14 protein-coding genes and 3 pseudogenes are annotated in these 14,285 nt (G+C 29.6%); 12 read left to right on the forward strand and 5 right to left on the reverse strand.

All coding sequences use genetic code 11. From position 1 onward, the window contains the following. The 3 genes and pseudogenes from ACREVU_RS08040 to ACREVU_RS08050 form a co-directional block, all read right to left on the reverse strand. Nucleotides 1-239, reverse strand: a pseudogene (locus tag ACREVU_RS08040) (IS30-like element ISCth2 family transposase); the annotation flags it as partial. A 111-nt stretch (nt 240-350) separates the two neighbouring features. Beyond that, on the reverse strand, nt 351-956 hold the full coding sequence (locus ACREVU_RS08045; protein ID WP_431551095.1) for a hypothetical protein: 606 nt from the start codon (nt 954-956) through the stop codon (nt 351-353). 391 nt (nt 957-1,347) lie between these two features. Beyond that, nucleotides 1,348-1,923, reverse strand: coding sequence for an REP-associated tyrosine transposase (locus ACREVU_RS08050; RefSeq protein WP_431551096.1), 576 nt, complete (start codon nt 1,921-1,923; stop codon nt 1,348-1,350). A 247-nt stretch (nt 1,924-2,170) separates the two neighbouring features. Here ACREVU_RS08050 and ACREVU_RS08055 point away from each other — a divergent pair, with 247 nt between their 5' ends. The 7 genes from ACREVU_RS08055 (at nt 2,171) to ACREVU_RS08085 (ending at nt 6,053) form a co-directional block, all read left to right on the forward strand. After that, nucleotides 2,171-2,302: a hypothetical protein gene (locus tag ACREVU_RS08055; RefSeq protein WP_431551097.1), complete on the forward strand. Its 132-nt coding sequence runs from the start codon at nt 2,171-2,173 to the stop codon at nt 2,300-2,302. 89 nt (nt 2,303-2,391) lie between these two features. After that, the gene (locus ACREVU_RS08060) at nt 2,392-3,180 is read left to right on the forward strand and encodes a hypothetical protein (protein WP_431551098.1); all 789 of its coding nucleotides are present in this window, start codon (nt 2,392-2,394) and stop codon (nt 3,178-3,180) included. A gap of 14 nt (nt 3,181-3,194) precedes the next feature. Further along, nucleotides 3,195-3,578: a hypothetical protein gene (locus ACREVU_RS08065; protein ID WP_431551099.1), complete on the forward strand. Its 384-nt coding sequence runs from the start codon at nt 3,195-3,197 to the stop codon at nt 3,576-3,578. Nucleotides 3,579-3,603: 25 nt separating this feature from the next. Next, a complete protein-coding gene (locus tag ACREVU_RS08070; RefSeq protein WP_431551100.1) occupies nt 3,604-3,852 on the forward strand; it encodes a hypothetical protein in 249 nt (82 codons plus the stop codon). A gap of 311 nt (nt 3,853-4,163) precedes the next feature. Continuing rightward, nucleotides 4,164-4,514, forward strand: a complete 351-nt coding sequence (locus ACREVU_RS08075; RefSeq protein WP_431551101.1) for a helix-turn-helix domain-containing protein — start codon at nt 4,164-4,166, stop codon at nt 4,512-4,514. Continuing rightward, entirely contained in the window at nt 4,507-5,343 is an 837-nt protein-coding gene (locus ACREVU_RS08080; RefSeq protein ID WP_431551102.1) for an ImmA/IrrE family metallo-endopeptidase, read from the forward strand. The genes ACREVU_RS08075 and ACREVU_RS08080 overlap by 8 nt, the downstream gene beginning before the upstream one ends. A gap of 17 nt (nt 5,344-5,360) precedes the next feature. Further along, the gene (locus ACREVU_RS08085; protein ID WP_431551103.1) at nt 5,361-6,053 is read left to right on the forward strand and encodes a PIN domain-containing protein; all 693 of its coding nucleotides are present in this window, start codon (nt 5,361-5,363) and stop codon (nt 6,051-6,053) included. A 602-nt stretch (nt 6,054-6,655) separates the two neighbouring features. Here ACREVU_RS08085 and ACREVU_RS08090 read toward each other — a convergent pair. Together ACREVU_RS08090 and ACREVU_RS08095 are read right to left on the reverse strand one after the other, a co-directional pair. After that, a pseudogene (locus ACREVU_RS08090) lies at nt 6,656-6,957 on the reverse strand (IS30 family transposase); the annotation flags it as partial. A gap of 67 nt (nt 6,958-7,024) precedes the next feature. Beyond that, complete coding sequence (locus tag ACREVU_RS08095; RefSeq protein ID WP_431551104.1) at nt 7,025-8,080, reverse strand: hypothetical protein; 1,056 nt, start codon at nt 8,078-8,080, stop codon at nt 7,025-7,027. 479 nt (nt 8,081-8,559) lie between these two features. On the opposite strand from ACREVU_RS08095, the gene ACREVU_RS08100 reads away from it, so the two are divergent. From ACREVU_RS08100 to ACREVU_RS08120, 5 genes and pseudogenes are all read left to right on the forward strand, one after another. Beyond that, entirely contained in the window at nt 8,560-8,847 is a 288-nt protein-coding gene (locus ACREVU_RS08100; RefSeq protein ID WP_431551105.1) for a hypothetical protein, read from the forward strand. Between the two features lie 686 nt (nt 8,848-9,533). After that, entirely contained in the window at nt 9,534-10,409 is an 876-nt protein-coding gene (locus ACREVU_RS08105; RefSeq protein ID WP_431551106.1) for a formate/nitrite transporter family protein, read from the forward strand. A 563-nt stretch (nt 10,410-10,972) separates the two neighbouring features. After that, nucleotides 10,973-11,640 (forward strand): annotated as a pseudogene (locus tag ACREVU_RS08110) (MCP four helix bundle domain-containing protein). A 223-nt stretch (nt 11,641-11,863) separates the two neighbouring features. Then, the gene (locus ACREVU_RS08115) at nt 11,864-13,612 is read left to right on the forward strand and encodes an ABC transporter ATP-binding protein (RefSeq protein WP_431551107.1); all 1,749 of its coding nucleotides are present in this window, start codon (nt 11,864-11,866) and stop codon (nt 13,610-13,612) included. 518 nt (nt 13,613-14,130) lie between these two features. Continuing rightward, nucleotides 14,131-14,285 (forward strand): MerR family DNA-binding transcriptional regulator (locus tag ACREVU_RS08120; protein ID WP_431551108.1); only part of this gene is annotated, 155 nt, incomplete at its 3' end.

Below are 14,285 nucleotides of genomic sequence, written 5' to 3' on the forward strand. Positions count from 1 at the left end.
GTTTCAAATTGCAGTTCTTTATTTGTAATATTTTGAATTGCTGCATATGGAGATTCACCGTCTTTACCTATGGCTTTTTCTAAGTACTTCACCAATTTGTAATCTTTCCCTATTTTCAACGCAGGACGTTTAGCTGTTCCTTGTCTGTCATGTTCTGTTTGCCCAATTTCAGCGCTATATTGCATCCGAGTGGTTAAGTCACTATTCAATAATAGTACCCATTCCTCTAGCAATTTCACACCTTATTGTGCGTTCTGATCGCCCACCTATTTGCTCCACAATACGGCTTGAATTTAGCCCCATCCTATGCAATGCTTCTAGCTTTATTCGTTCCTCGGATTGATTGTATATTAGAATTCCTGTCTTTTGTTAAAACCTCCGGATATTTCAACCTCATTGCAACATTTTTCACAATAATGGTAACCATCAATTGCTATACGAGTAAATTTTGATTCACTTAGAGTGCAACAAATAGGGCATTCAATGTAATTTTTATAACTCAAATTTTTTTCAAGAGTTTGTTTTAGCTCATCATACCATTGATTGCGTCTGTCAAGTTTTGCTGTAATCCACATATTACTTTCATTTTTCATTAAACACCTGCGATTCTCTTTAATAAATTTCATGAGCACATTGTTGTCATTGGCATGTTTCACTAAATGATTTTGTTCAATTTCAAGAGCATACATTTGCTTTTCTTTAGTTCTATGCTTTCGAATATTTTTTTCTGTGTTTCGAAGTTTAATCAGCTTGTCATTTAAAATTGCCAGCATCCTATAAATTTCTGCAGCTACTTTACCATCGGCACCTTCATCATTTGTTATTTCATCAAACTCACTATTATTAATGCTATCTTCAATATTTTGAATAAGATTTAAAAGATTAAAATGCGAAAATGGGCTTATAAAATTATTGGTGCCATCAAGCTTTGTATAATTGGAAAACTTGGGATACATCTCACTGAACTCAGTGAAAAGACATAAATATTCATCCCAGTAGCAATCATACGGCTCGTAAAAACCTTCAAATTCATCTGCACAATCAGTGCTACAGAAGTAGAAAGAAGAAACTGGTTCCAGTTTCTTCTATGGGGTCAGGTCCAAAGCAAATAATTGTAATTTAATAAGCATTTTAAGTTAATTTTATTTTAGATAACAGGTTACTAGAATGTTATTTTTCTTTATTTATTATTCTTCTTATTAGGAGTCATGCTATTTTGAAGCACTCACGTCAAGAATACTTACAGCAGAATTCCTCATAAAAATACAGTCAGTTCTCATAACAAAAATGCTTTCGGATAAAATAGTTAGTAAGGTTGTTTTAAATCTAACTTATCTACGATAGCAGTCAGTGCACAGGCAAAGTGATAACATCTGCTTTTAATTTTATATCATTTTCTACAAAGTCCTGATATAATTTTCTTTTGTTGATATCTTTAAAGCAGGAAAGTATTCTTTCAGAAGATATTAACTTCTCTTTTGTTTTACCAATGTACATGCTATAGCTACTATATTCATAGTCCTCTATTCTATTTACCATATTTGCTCTAACTGGATTTAAATGAATATATCTAGTTGTTGTTAACATTTGTACAGTATCTTTAATAATCTCAGAATGATATCTATCTTGGAATAAATGACCGATATAATTATACTTTTTATCGAAATACTGAGCATATATTTGATTAATTTTTTTCATTATTTTTGAAATGCTGATATCAGTAGTTTTTATTTCTAAATGCACATGATTTGTCATTAAACAATAGCAATACAATTCAAAAGGTAATTTAGTCTTAACTTCTTTTAATATAGCCAGATACATTATATAATCTTCTCCATCCTTAAAAAGGTCACTTCTTCTATTTCCTCTTGTTGTAATATGATGCATTGAGCCTGGATACCATTCACACTTTTTTCTTACCATACTTTATTTCTCCTATGATTTATTTACCTTTTATAATTATAGCAAAATGATTTTATTGTAAACAATTTTAATCACAAATAAGTTATCAAAGCATTAATATACTTAGGTATCTTTAGGTATCTTTCTAAAATTACAATTTTAGGAGGTGTACCTGACCCCATAGTAAAAACTGGAACGTAGTGACTAGTTTTATGAACTTAGTCTTCTTAATAGGTATATTAATAGTATTGATGATAGTGAAATGAGGATGATTTTAAGTCTTAGATATATCAATGCTCTATGCAGGGAACAGGTAGCAGTAAGTATTAGTTTTTATGCATCAGGTGATAGTGTAAGAAAAGCACATGATAGATTTTGGGGAAAAAGTAGGAATACTTAATAAATGTATCAATATGTTGTATTATGTGATAAAATGTAAAATATTACAGATGTGTATTAAATTTAGAACTAACGAGTGAATGAATTATTATGAAAGTGGGGGTGACTATCATAGGAATTAAAGATTTTTTTGGAGGCGCATGGGAAATTACTAAAGCTGTTGGTGAACTTGGGTCTGGATTAACAAAGCTTGCTGTTGAAAGCTCTGCTGAACTTGGTGAAATTATGACTGATGGATTTAATGAAATGGTGATTAAGGATAATAAAGGGTACGAAACTTCTTATGAGATAAAAGAAAAGGCTGAAAACAAAATGGCAGCTGCAAAAAATCGTTGGTGCTTATCAGAGAGTAATGCTCTTAAAAAAATTGAACAAACTAAGAGCAATATAGCTAGAAGTTATGAAAATAAAAGACGGTTAGCTATTAAGATTGGTGAGAATATAGGAAAACAAAATCCGCTTATAAATAGTACTGAAACAATAAGAATATCAGAACCGTTCTGTTCAGAGTTTGACAAAAAATTTGAATTCTTTTTGTCTACTAATGTTGGTATTATGGGAATTGGGTCTAGAAAAAAAATTGCGAATGAATATTTGGATGATGCAAGAGATTACAGCATAGCTGTAAATGAGAAAATTGCAAAATTAGATGGAAGTCTTATGTTATTAGAAAAGATAGATTATCAAATTATTGAAGAAACAAGATTGCTACAGATATTGGAAAAGGCAATGATTGAGCAAAAAAACATTAATTACAATAATGCATATGAAATTATTAAGGATATGCTTAAGAATGAGATTTCAAATGAAAGTGGAATCATATCAAGTCAGTATATAAAAGATTTTGAAAGATTAAAGATTCTTTGTGTTTCAATGTAGAGGAGGAGAATATAATGAGTGGAGCTTCAAATATAGTGGCACAAACTGCTTTACAAATTTTTTCAGACACAGTCAATGCCATTAAAGAGATATCAATTGAAAAAGGAATTCAGCAAACACAACGAACTTTGATACGCGAACATGCTAAAGTTTTGATATCACAAATAGAGAATAATACACAATTGTTAAGGGATGCGATTGCAAATGATCATGAGTTACACATGAGAACTATTGAAGTTATTAGTGATTTATTGGTAGGAAAGGACGTTATTGACGATAGTATAATTGAAATATGTCGTACTGTACTATTGCCTTTGGTAATTTCTACACCAATGCTTAATTCAACCCTTAATACTAGTTCATATATAAATACAAAAAATAACCTAATGATTAAATAATAACTGTTGTAAAGTAGGTGTTATAATGACAAAAAAATATTACAAAGAAGAAGTAAAAGAACAGATAATATCACTTGTTAGCTTGGTGTCAGAGATTCAAGAGTTTGGAAAAATAACTAGGAAAAATATTGCTTTTGAAGCACAAAAAGAAATCAATAAGATTGAGGGAAATGCACATATAGAGAAGGCTAAAATGGAAGAAAATCTTAAATGTCAATTAGATAAGTTGGAAAAAATAGAAAAATTGATAAAAGATAAAGGAACAAATACTTAGTAAAAACTGAACCTGTCCGCTTTGTACATTAATATCTGATAGAGTATAAAATATAGAAAATTACAAATAACAAAGCAGCCCCTTGGAGAAATCTAAGAGGTTTTTTATTTGATAAATTAAATAGTAATATATTTAAAATTTATAGATTAGCACTGTAATTATAGTTAATTTTTTTCTGTTTGTATGAATATTAATAAGGAAATTTGCTAAAGATATAAATAATATGTACTAAAATCGAACTAATTTCATATATTAGTATTGAAAACAACTTAAATGTTCGGTATAATGAATATATGGGGGAGTGTTTAAAAATGAAAATGAAGAATATTGGAGAAGTAATAAGTGCCTTAAGAAAACAGAAGGGAATAACTCAAGAGGAGCTTGGTAATATGACAGGACTAAGCAGAGTTATTATTGCTAAGATAGAAAATAATCAAAGAGCTGTTTCGCTAGATGAAGCTTTTAAGATTGCTAAGGTATTTACAGTAGACGTTGATTTTTTATATGGACTTATAGAAGAACAGAAAGAAAAAACAGAAGAAAAAACTTTTGTTATGGCTTTTAAAGCAAAGGGTATGGACTCAATAGATTTGAAGGAAGTAAGACGCATTGAGTTACTGGTTGATGCATTATTTGCGCAAGAAGAAATTAGAGGTGAGTAATTTGAATGAATTTTTAAAACTTGCATATGATAGAGCTGTAAATTTTAGGGATAAATATGGATTAGGAAATTATTGTGCTAAGCAATTACTTGAGATATTAGATTTATTAGAAACAACTGAAAAAATAAGGATTAAACTTATAAGAACACCATTTAATAATTTGAATCTTGCTGGATTTATTGGATATAAACATGAAGCATTTGTTATTGTGACAAATACAAATCATACACTTGGTAGCGAAAGATTTACGATAGCACATGAAATATACCATCTGTTAGAAAATAGAGTATTTATTAAAGAGAATTCTGTTATAGAAGAAATGCTCGATGATAATGTTAAAGATGTTAAAGAGGTCATGGCTAATGCGTTTGCTGCAGAATTACTTATACCAGAAAAAAATATATGTAGTTTTGTAGACGAAATTAGTAAAAATGGGACAAGACCTATAGATTCAACAATGGTAGTAAGACTTCAACAGAAGTATGGTGTTGATTATGTAGCAATAACTAAAAGACTTTATGAAATTGGAAAGATAAATGAACAAATGCAAGAAAAACTAAATGAAGGTATAGTTCTTGATGGTCAACTAGGAAACATAACGAAAAATTTAGGCTATACAAATGAATTAAATGTTCCGTCAAAGGACACTCATTTATTACAAAATGACTTAGAGATTCTAAAAGAAAATTATGATAATGGAAACACGACCTATGATGATTTAGTTAGGATATTTAGTTATTTGGGATGCGAACCGGAAAAATTTGGTTATGAGGACAGTATTGAGGTAACAGATGATGCTAAAGATTTTATAAAGGGTTTATTAGACTAAATGGGGGGGGTTAAAATTTGGCACGTATAAAAGCAGTATTTGATGCTGATATTTTAATTCACTTAGTAAAGACAAAGTCCTTTGAATTTGCCATAGAAACCCTGGGCTGTTTATATATTAGTGATTATGTTTATGAGCATGAAATAAAAAAAGATACAATAGAAGGCAGAAAAATTGATAAACTTAAGAATAGTCAAAAAATTAAAATATTAGAGTATGATAAATTAACATATATACAAAAGAAAGTTTATGCAGAAACGTATAAGTTACTTAAGAATGAAGATGACAGTTATAACCCAGGTGAAAATCCCATAAATGAAGGGGAAAGAGTCACAGCTGCATTTGCAAAAGCTTGTAACATATATTATTATATGTCCGATGACAATCGGGCTTCTTCTCATATAAGGTCTTTGGCTGCAATTGATATTGTAAATTATTGTGATGTGCTATTTTTGCATCTTTATGTATTTGGAAAGTTAAAGATAAACGAATTAAGAAAAAGCTATAATGATTTTATTAATTTGTATGACAAGGATAAGGTTCCTAGAATACTTAAAAATAAGGGTGATGTCTGTAGTTTTGAAGATATGATGCAAATAACATATAGTAAATTTCATAAATATAATAACTTGAAGCTATTATTAGACAATGTTCTTGAAAATGCAAAAAATAATCCAGCAGTAGCGGTTGATAAAATAGAGAAGCAATGATTTTGAATTATTAATAGATTTGATTACTGTTGACTGGGATAGCTAAATATATTTAAGAATTTTGAAAAAACTAAATTTGTCCGTTTTGTCTGTTTCATATCTGATATAATTTAAAGTGTAGAAAAATACATAAAACTCTTGGAGAAATCTAAGAGTTTTTTTATACCCTAAAATATTGTGTTTCGGAATATACGGGCTTATTTTAATTGGAGGGAATCATGAAAAAGAATAAATGTAAGAATTGGGTATGAGCAGATAAAATAAATAAGAAACTTATATATTGCATGTTTCCTGTCTGTATAAGAAATAAGGAAAACAAAAATGATAAAGCTTCAGGAAATATATAAACTTTGTGAGGGCTTTGAAAAAGATGATAAAAAAGGGTAAGTTGTATAATGAAATGACCGAAGGATAAAAAAAATAAAGACTCAAGAGAAATACTCTAGTATAATGTTAAGTGCAAAACCAACATATAGAGGAGGATTTCAAATGAGTCAATTAAATTTTATCACAGAGAGTAGAAAAGGTAAACACCTAACCTACGAGGAACGAATAATTGTAGATTGCAATATAAAATGTCAAAAATTTTAAAAAATATAATGTTAAGATGTAAAGGTTTTCTGTTCCGCCATATTGGCAGAAAGACCGCCAAAAATCCTTCTTGGATAATTGTTGATCCAATGCTGTATTTGCATAATTTGTTTTTTAGAAAATGCTGAAATATCCACACCTTTGGGGATAAATCGTCGTATCATTTTATTTATATTCTCGTTTGTACCTCGCTCCATGAACTATATGGATGAGCATAATACACCCTAGTTCTATTTTGTTTAGTCCTTACTGAGTTCTCAATACCCTCTAAATCAAGGTTCTCACAGCCGTTATCACAAGTGATGGTTTTATACGGCTTGAATTTAGCCCCATCCTATGCAATGCTTCTAGCTTTATTCGTTCCTCGGATTGATTGTATATTAGAATTCCTGTCTTTTGTTAAAACCTCCGGATATTTCAACCTCATCGCAACATTTTTCACAATAATGGTAACCATCAATTGCTATACGAGTAAATTTTGATTCACTTAGAGTGCAACAAATAGGGCATTCAATGTAATTTTTATAACTCAAATTTTTTTCAAGAGTTTGTTTTAGCTCATCATACCATTGATTGCGTCTGTCAAGTTTTGCTGTAATCCACATATTACTTTCATTTTTCATTAAACACCTGCGATTCTCTTTAATAAATTTCATGAGCACATTGTTGTCATTGGCATGTTTCACTAAATGATTTTGTTCAATTTCAAGAGCATACATTTGCTTTTCTTTAGTTCTATGCTTTCGAATATTTTTTTCTGTGTTTCGAAGTTTAATCAGCTTGTCATTTAAAATTGCCAGCATCCTATAAATTTCTGCAGCTACTTTACCATCGGCACCTTCATCATTTGTTATTTCATCAAACTCACTATTATTAATGCTATCTTCAATATTTTGAATAAGATTTAAAAGATTAAAATGCGAAAATGGGCTTATAAAATTATTGGTGCCATCAAGCTTTGTATAATTGGAAAACTGGGGATACATCTCACTGAACTCAGTGAAAAGACATAAATATTCATCCCAGTAGCAATCATACGGCTCGTAAAAACCTTCAAATTCATCTGCACAATCAGTGCTACAGAAGTGCAAATTTCTACTATCAATTAAATATACTTCATCGATTTTCTTAAAACACTGTGAACAACGGTCCTGTACAATTTGGACATTCCATTTATTATCTTTATATATCAGCCACCCTTCTTTTTCAAATAATGGAAGTAAGTATCGGCCAATATAGGCAGCAGGATCTGTTCGTTTGGTTATGCGTTTAATTCTTTTCATCAGTTTAGGGTCATCATTTCCAAGTAATTTATAGATTTCTTTACTTGATAGTGATGGGAATTTTGAAAAATAAAGCAAGGCGTATCTTTTGAATATTTGTTGATCCTCAGTTGTTAAAATCAGCTTAATCACTCTTTTTTGTTTAATCTTCATTAATAAATGAACCTATTACTAATATACATAGGAATTCTTAATTTCTGCACGGAAATTTATTTTTTTTACAAATAATTTTGGAAATTTTAAAAGTCTTCAGGCTTGTGTTGTTTTTGCAGAGGAATTTAGAGATAATTAGGCTAAAGTTAATGCATCGGATTATGAAGGTGTGTGTACAATTTAGTGGCAATGATTTTGTGGAATCAGCATTAATATTAGAAATTAATCTTGCATGAATATCTATAATGACTTGCTATTCATGCGATTAAGAGCGAACATAACACTACCGAAATTATCGGTAGAAAGGGAGGTTCGCCATGAACCCTCGATTAATTAATTATAGTTGAGGGTTTTATTATGTTTTGATTTCAATTTATTATATAAATATAATAAATATAATAAATATAATAAATATAATAAATATAATAAGACAATAGTTTATTAATTTAGCATTTTGGTATAGTATATTATATAATAGTTTGAATTGGAGGTTTAGTAATATTATAAATTCTTTTTTTAATTCTGCTCTTGAAGCTATTTTAGTAGAAGAACATGAACTAAATGAACTTTTTAAAATGAATGAAAACTATTATAAGAGGACTCATCATGGAGTATGCAATCTTTATGAAACTACTTTTGTATATTCGATTTTTAAGGAACTACTAAGAAAAGAGTATCCATTTACTGTTTATTGGGAGTACCCATATCCTAGCAATGCAAAAAATTATTCTGATCTTGCTTTGTTAAAAGAAGATGGAACCTTATAATGCTCCTTTAAAGCTAGTAAATAAAAGAAGCATTAAGACTAAGTTTTTTAAAACAGCTTTAAACAATGTAGAAGATAAAGTAATTTTCTTAGAAATGCCATCGATAATTCGTTTGTCTGCTAGATTTAAGTAACAGGTGAACATATAAATAAAGCTTGGGATCAAGACAATTGGTTAGAAGTGGGTACTTGCGTTTGTAACCCTGAGAGTAAAAAAAACATCCATATATAAAATTTCACCCTTCAATGTGCCGTTAGGCATAATTGATTGGAGGGTTATGGTGAAAGTATTGATTTTAAAACGGTTTACCCATATATGTGGATGAATAAAATTGGATATTTTATGGCTGGTAATGAATTTTTGAATTTTCCTTATTCAAAAGGACATCGATGTGTTTATTAGTAGAGTGCAATTTTTACATGGAAGTTGGGGGGGGATGAATAAAATAGTAAAGAATATTTATAAATAGCGCATATTTAGATGTGTAATGAAACTAACCTAAAGGGGAAAAATCTTATTATAACCAGATTAGGGGATTTTTATAAACTTTTATAGCTTTTATAGTGAATATATAGGAGAATAAAAGAAGGATAGTTACACTTTTAAAGAATCTGATATTGAAATTATAATAATTGTTGGTTTTATAAGTGTATCTTACAAAATAATATAAACGGAGATGTAAAAATATGAGCGAATGTTTAACACCAAAGGAAATTGCAACGTATACAGAGCAGGCGGGAATTAAAAAAACAAGTATGAAAGCTTCTACATCACTTATTTTAAGTATTTTAGCGGGAGCTTTTATCGCATTTGCTTCCGAAGGATCGAATATGGCAGCATTTAATTTATTTGCAAAACCTGAAACTTATGGTTTAGGGAAATGCATTGCGGGTGCAATTTTTGGAACAGGATTAATGCTAGTTGTTATAGCTGGTGGAGAACTGTTTACGGGAAATACATTAATTATAATAAGTGTACTAAAAGGTAAAGTTAAATGGACCAAAATGTTTAAAAATTGGTCCATTGTGTATTTAGGAAATTTTATTGGTTCGATATTTATTGCTTTTATGATGGTACAATCAGGACTATTTAATAGTGGAGCAAATGGACTCGGAGGAGCTACCATTAAAATTGCAGCTTATAAAGTGGGGTTGTCCTTTATGCCTGCACTATACCTTGGAATTATGTGTAATTGGCTTGTGTGTTTAGCTGTTTGGATGTCATATGGATCAAAAACTATGGTAGGAAAAATATTTGCTGTTTTCTTTCCAATATGGTTATTTATAACATCGGGATTTGAGCATAGTGTTGCAAATATGTACTATATTCCAGCAGGAATAATGGCAAAAACGAACGAAGCTTGGTTGGCAGCATCTCATGTAACACCAGAAAAATTAGCTGGGCTTAATTGGGGAACCTTTGTTACTAAAAACTTAATTCCAGTAACAATTGGTAATATAATTGGGGGAGCTATTTTTGTAGGAACTGTATACTGGTTTGCTTACCTAAAAGATTCTGCAAACACAAGCGTTAATTCTAATATTGTTTCGAAAGATTTATAAGTTTTATTGATGAAAAATTGATCTATGAGCTTTTCTACATGTTGGAAACAGTGAGGATATGAAGAAAATGGTATGTAATCTTGAAAAAAACGGTGGACTGAAGTTTTTGATTTTTCTGATATAAGAATAAACTGTTTTTAGTTTATTCTATGAAGCCTTGTCCGAAATCAATAATTGCAAATTATAAATCTATTATTCATCTGGTTCAAGATAATAATATTATGAAGGAATATCAAAAATAAAAGCAGATATTCATGTTAGACAAAAATAGCTTTTAAAAAAGGATTTGGGGGGTTAATGCAGAATTATATAATTGAATTTACTAATATATAACATAAAATTTCAGTAAACATTTTGGAGGACTTAATATGAAAAATGATTTAATTGAGGTTCCAGATATGGTGGGGAAGAGCTTTAATCTATTTAAATAATATAGATAATGTAATCGCTATTAAAATTATTGAAAGAATTAGGGTTGAATTAGAAAATAATAATAAAAGGCGGTTAAAAAAATGTTAGGTAATTTCAAAGTCAGAATAAAAATATTTATTTTAGTATTTGTAATGCTATTTTTATCATTAATAATTGCAGGTGTTGGCTATTTTAATTTATCAAAAGGGAATAAAGGCATGACGTCGTTATACAATAATAGTGTTATAGCAATTGAAATTGGTTCAGATTTAAGAACTCAAACAAGAGCAAACAGTGCAAATTTGTTAACGTTAATTATTAGTAAAGATGGTACTGAGAAAGAAAGTGTTTACGCAGATGTTGCCAAAAGAAAAAAACTATAGAAGACAGTATGGTAAAATTAGATGTTTTATCAAAAGATGATAAACAAAAGGAATTATATAGTGCAGTTAAAGAAAATTTAGCCAAATGGAGAGAAAGTTTATTTCCTGCAATAGATATGGTGAAAGCAGATAAGCAGAATGATGCGTATGAATTATTTTCGATAAACAAAGAAACATTAGAAAATTACCAAACAAGTGTTAGAAATTTAAATGAGTATAATATTAAGACGGCAGATGGAATTAATATACAAAATAGCAAAGATTATAAAACTGCTATAATGTTTTTTATAGAAATATTGATTTTATTAATTATTATTAGTATTATTTGCACATTGGTTATAGCAAATAGTATAAGTAATCCATGTTTAAAATTTGAGAATATTAATTTTATTTATCATAAATTTTCATTTTACTTAATTACTATTGTGACGCTATGAGGCAGTAGGAGGGAAAGATAATTGCTAAATTAGCTGAGTATAGATGCAATAGGAAAATTATTAAAATTAATGATAGAGAACAATTTTAGGCTAAAGTAAATAAATATCCTCATAATGGTGAGATGTTTGTAGATTTTCAATATAATAACTTAGATTGAACAGGGCATAAATATGTTATACTTAAAAAAAACCAAGATGCATAAAAGAAAGGAAAATACTAAAAATGGATACAAAAGAATTTCAAAAAAAATCTCTAGTTTCAATATTCTTCTCATATTTTAAACCACACAAAAAATTATTTATATTAGATATGTCATGTGCATTCTTAATTGCAGTTATTGACTTATCATTTCCAGCAATAACTCGGTATTCACTAAATGAGCTACTACCTGTTAATGCTTATAAAACTTTTATAACTATTATGGTGATTATGCTAATTGCGTATACATTAAGAGCTTTTTTCTACTATATAATAACCTACTATGGTCATACTTTTGGTGTATTAGTAGAAGCAGACATAAGAAGCGATTTATTTCAACATATGCAGGAATTGTCTTATGGATACTTTGATAAAAACCGTACAGGTCAACTATTGAGTAGACTTACAGCAGATTTATTTGATATAACTGAGCTTGCTCATCATGGTCCTGAAGATGTTTTTATATCCACACTTACAATAATAGGATCACTAGGTATCTTATTTACTATTCAGTGGAAATTAACTTTGGTTATTGCTTTAATATTGCCTATATTTTTATTAGTTGTATGGTATAGACGTTCTGAAATGTCAAAAGCTTCTATTGAAGTGAAAGAAAAAACTGCTTCTATAAATGTGAATATTGAATCGGGGCTTTCAGGCATGAAAACAGCGAAAGCATTTGCAAATGAGAATTCAGAATTTGATAAGTTTAGTGAATCAAATGATGCTTTCAAAACATCTAAAACCAAATTTTATAAGGCCATGGGATATTTCAATGCTACAATGGAATTTTTCCTTTGCATTTTGCCAGCAATAGTTATTTTAGTAGGTGGTATATTAATTATGCAAGGACAGATGAATCAAATTGATTTAATCACTTTTACTTTATATATTGCTACTTTTATAACTCCAATTAGAAAACTTTCGAACTTTGCTGAACTCTTTGCAACAGGTGGAGCTGGACTTGTACGGTTTGTAGATATGATGCGTACTGAAACTGAAATGAAAGATGATCCGAATGCTATAGAGCTAGGTAGAGTAAAAGGCGAATTAGATATTGAAAATATTAGTTTTTCTTATAAAAAAGGTATTCAGGTATTACATAATATCTCTCTTCACGTGGAGCCTGGTGAAACAATTGCAGTAGTAGGGCAATCAGGTGGAGGTAAATCAACACTATGTAAATTGATTCCCAGGTTCTATGATGTTGATGAAGGAAAAATTTTGCTTGACCATGTAGATATACGTAATGTTACACAAGAATCACTGCATAAAAATATTGGAGTTGTAGAACAAGACGTATTCCTTTTTGCTGATAGTATTCTTGAAAATATTAGATATGGTAAACCGGAGGCTACTCCTAAGGAAGTTGCAATAGCAGCAAAGCAGGCTGAGATTTATGATGATATTATTGCTATGTCCGATGGATTTAATACTTTTGTTGGAGAACGTGGTGCAATGCTTTCTGGTGGACAGAAACAACGTATTTCTATAGCCCGTATATTTCTGAAAAATCCACCATTCCTAATTTTAGATGAGGCAACTTCTGCTCTTGATAGTGTTACTGAAGCGAAAATACAAGAAACTTTTGATACTCTAATAATAGGCAGAACAACTTTTGTTATTGCTCATAGATTATCTACTGTCAGAAATGCAGATAGAATTCTTGTATTTGATAGTGGAAATATTATTGAAGATGGAAATCACAAATGTTTGATGGAGAAAAATGGTGTCTATGCTGAGCTTTATAAAACTCAGCATATAAGTAAATAGATGATTTCTGAGTTTCAAACTATATTTTCTTCCTCATGTGGATTAATAAATCATAAAGATACTGAATATGTTGGAAGTCTTGGAGAGTTGAATTTGGAGTTATTTGTGGATTTAACTTATATAATTCATTTCTCTCAATGGACAGTGATATAGTTAGGTACTAGGTACTAGGTACTAGGTACTAGGTACGGTTCGTCTTCACCAGTGAAACCCTCGACTAATTTTTAAAATAAGTAGGCGCAATTATCAATTTGGATAAAATGATAGTTGATAAATCCCTTTAAATGTAATGTTATATATTGATTTTGTTTCTTATTTTGCAGTTGTATTATCCAATACGATTGAATTTTAACCCCAAATGAAGAAAAGGAGGTATAAGCAGCTATAATATATATTAACATTTATGAACATTTATGAACATTTATGAACATTTAATACATAAAAATACTATTATTGGTTAACCTAATAGTAGAGGTGATTATATATGCATGAATATGTAAGTATAACAAAAGCTTCTCATAGTTTTAGGAGTAACTCCTAAAACTATGAGAGTGTGGGACAAAGAAGGGATACTTAAAAGTTATAAAACACCAAAAGGTCATAGAAGATATTTACTAGATGAACTAGAATCAATAGCGCTGGGTAGAGTTACGAATATTACTGTAAATATAGT

The organism is Clostridium sp., assembly GCF_050717535.1.
Taxonomy (GTDB): domain Bacteria; phylum Bacillota; class Clostridia; order Clostridiales; family Clostridiaceae; genus Clostridium_AD.

What these genes read in the sequence shown, in the direction of transcription:
- ACREVU_RS08105 (WP_431551106.1), top strand. Translation starts at nt 9,534, where the DNA reads ATGAGCGAATGTTTAACACCAAAGGAAATTGCAACGTATACAGAGCAG.
- ACREVU_RS08070 (WP_431551100.1), top strand. Translation starts at nt 3,604, where the DNA reads ATGACAAAAAAATATTACAAAGAAGAAGTAAAAGAACAGATAATATCA.
- ACREVU_RS08055 (WP_431551097.1), top strand. Translation starts at nt 2,171, where the DNA reads ATGATTTTAAGTCTTAGATATATCAATGCTCTATGCAGGGAACAGGTA.
- ACREVU_RS08045 (WP_431551095.1), bottom strand. Translation starts at nt 956, where the DNA reads ATGTATCCCAAGTTTTCCAATTATACAAAGCTTGATGGCACCAATAAT.
- ACREVU_RS08050 (WP_431551096.1), bottom strand. Translation starts at nt 1,923, where the DNA reads ATGGTAAGAAAAAAGTGTGAATGGTATCCAGGCTCAATGCATCATATT.
- ACREVU_RS08095 (WP_431551104.1), bottom strand. Translation starts at nt 8,080, where the DNA reads ATGAAGATTAAACAAAAAAGAGTGATTAAGCTGATTTTAACAACTGAG.
- ACREVU_RS08075 (WP_431551101.1), top strand. Translation starts at nt 4,164, where the DNA reads ATGAAAATGAAGAATATTGGAGAAGTAATAAGTGCCTTAAGAAAACAG.
- ACREVU_RS08065 (WP_431551099.1), top strand. Translation starts at nt 3,195, where the DNA reads ATGAGTGGAGCTTCAAATATAGTGGCACAAACTGCTTTACAAATTTTT.
- ACREVU_RS08115 (WP_431551107.1), top strand. Translation starts at nt 11,864, where the DNA reads ATGGATACAAAAGAATTTCAAAAAAAATCTCTAGTTTCAATATTCTTC.
- ACREVU_RS08060 (WP_431551098.1), top strand. Translation starts at nt 2,392, where the DNA reads ATGAAAGTGGGGGTGACTATCATAGGAATTAAAGATTTTTTTGGAGGC.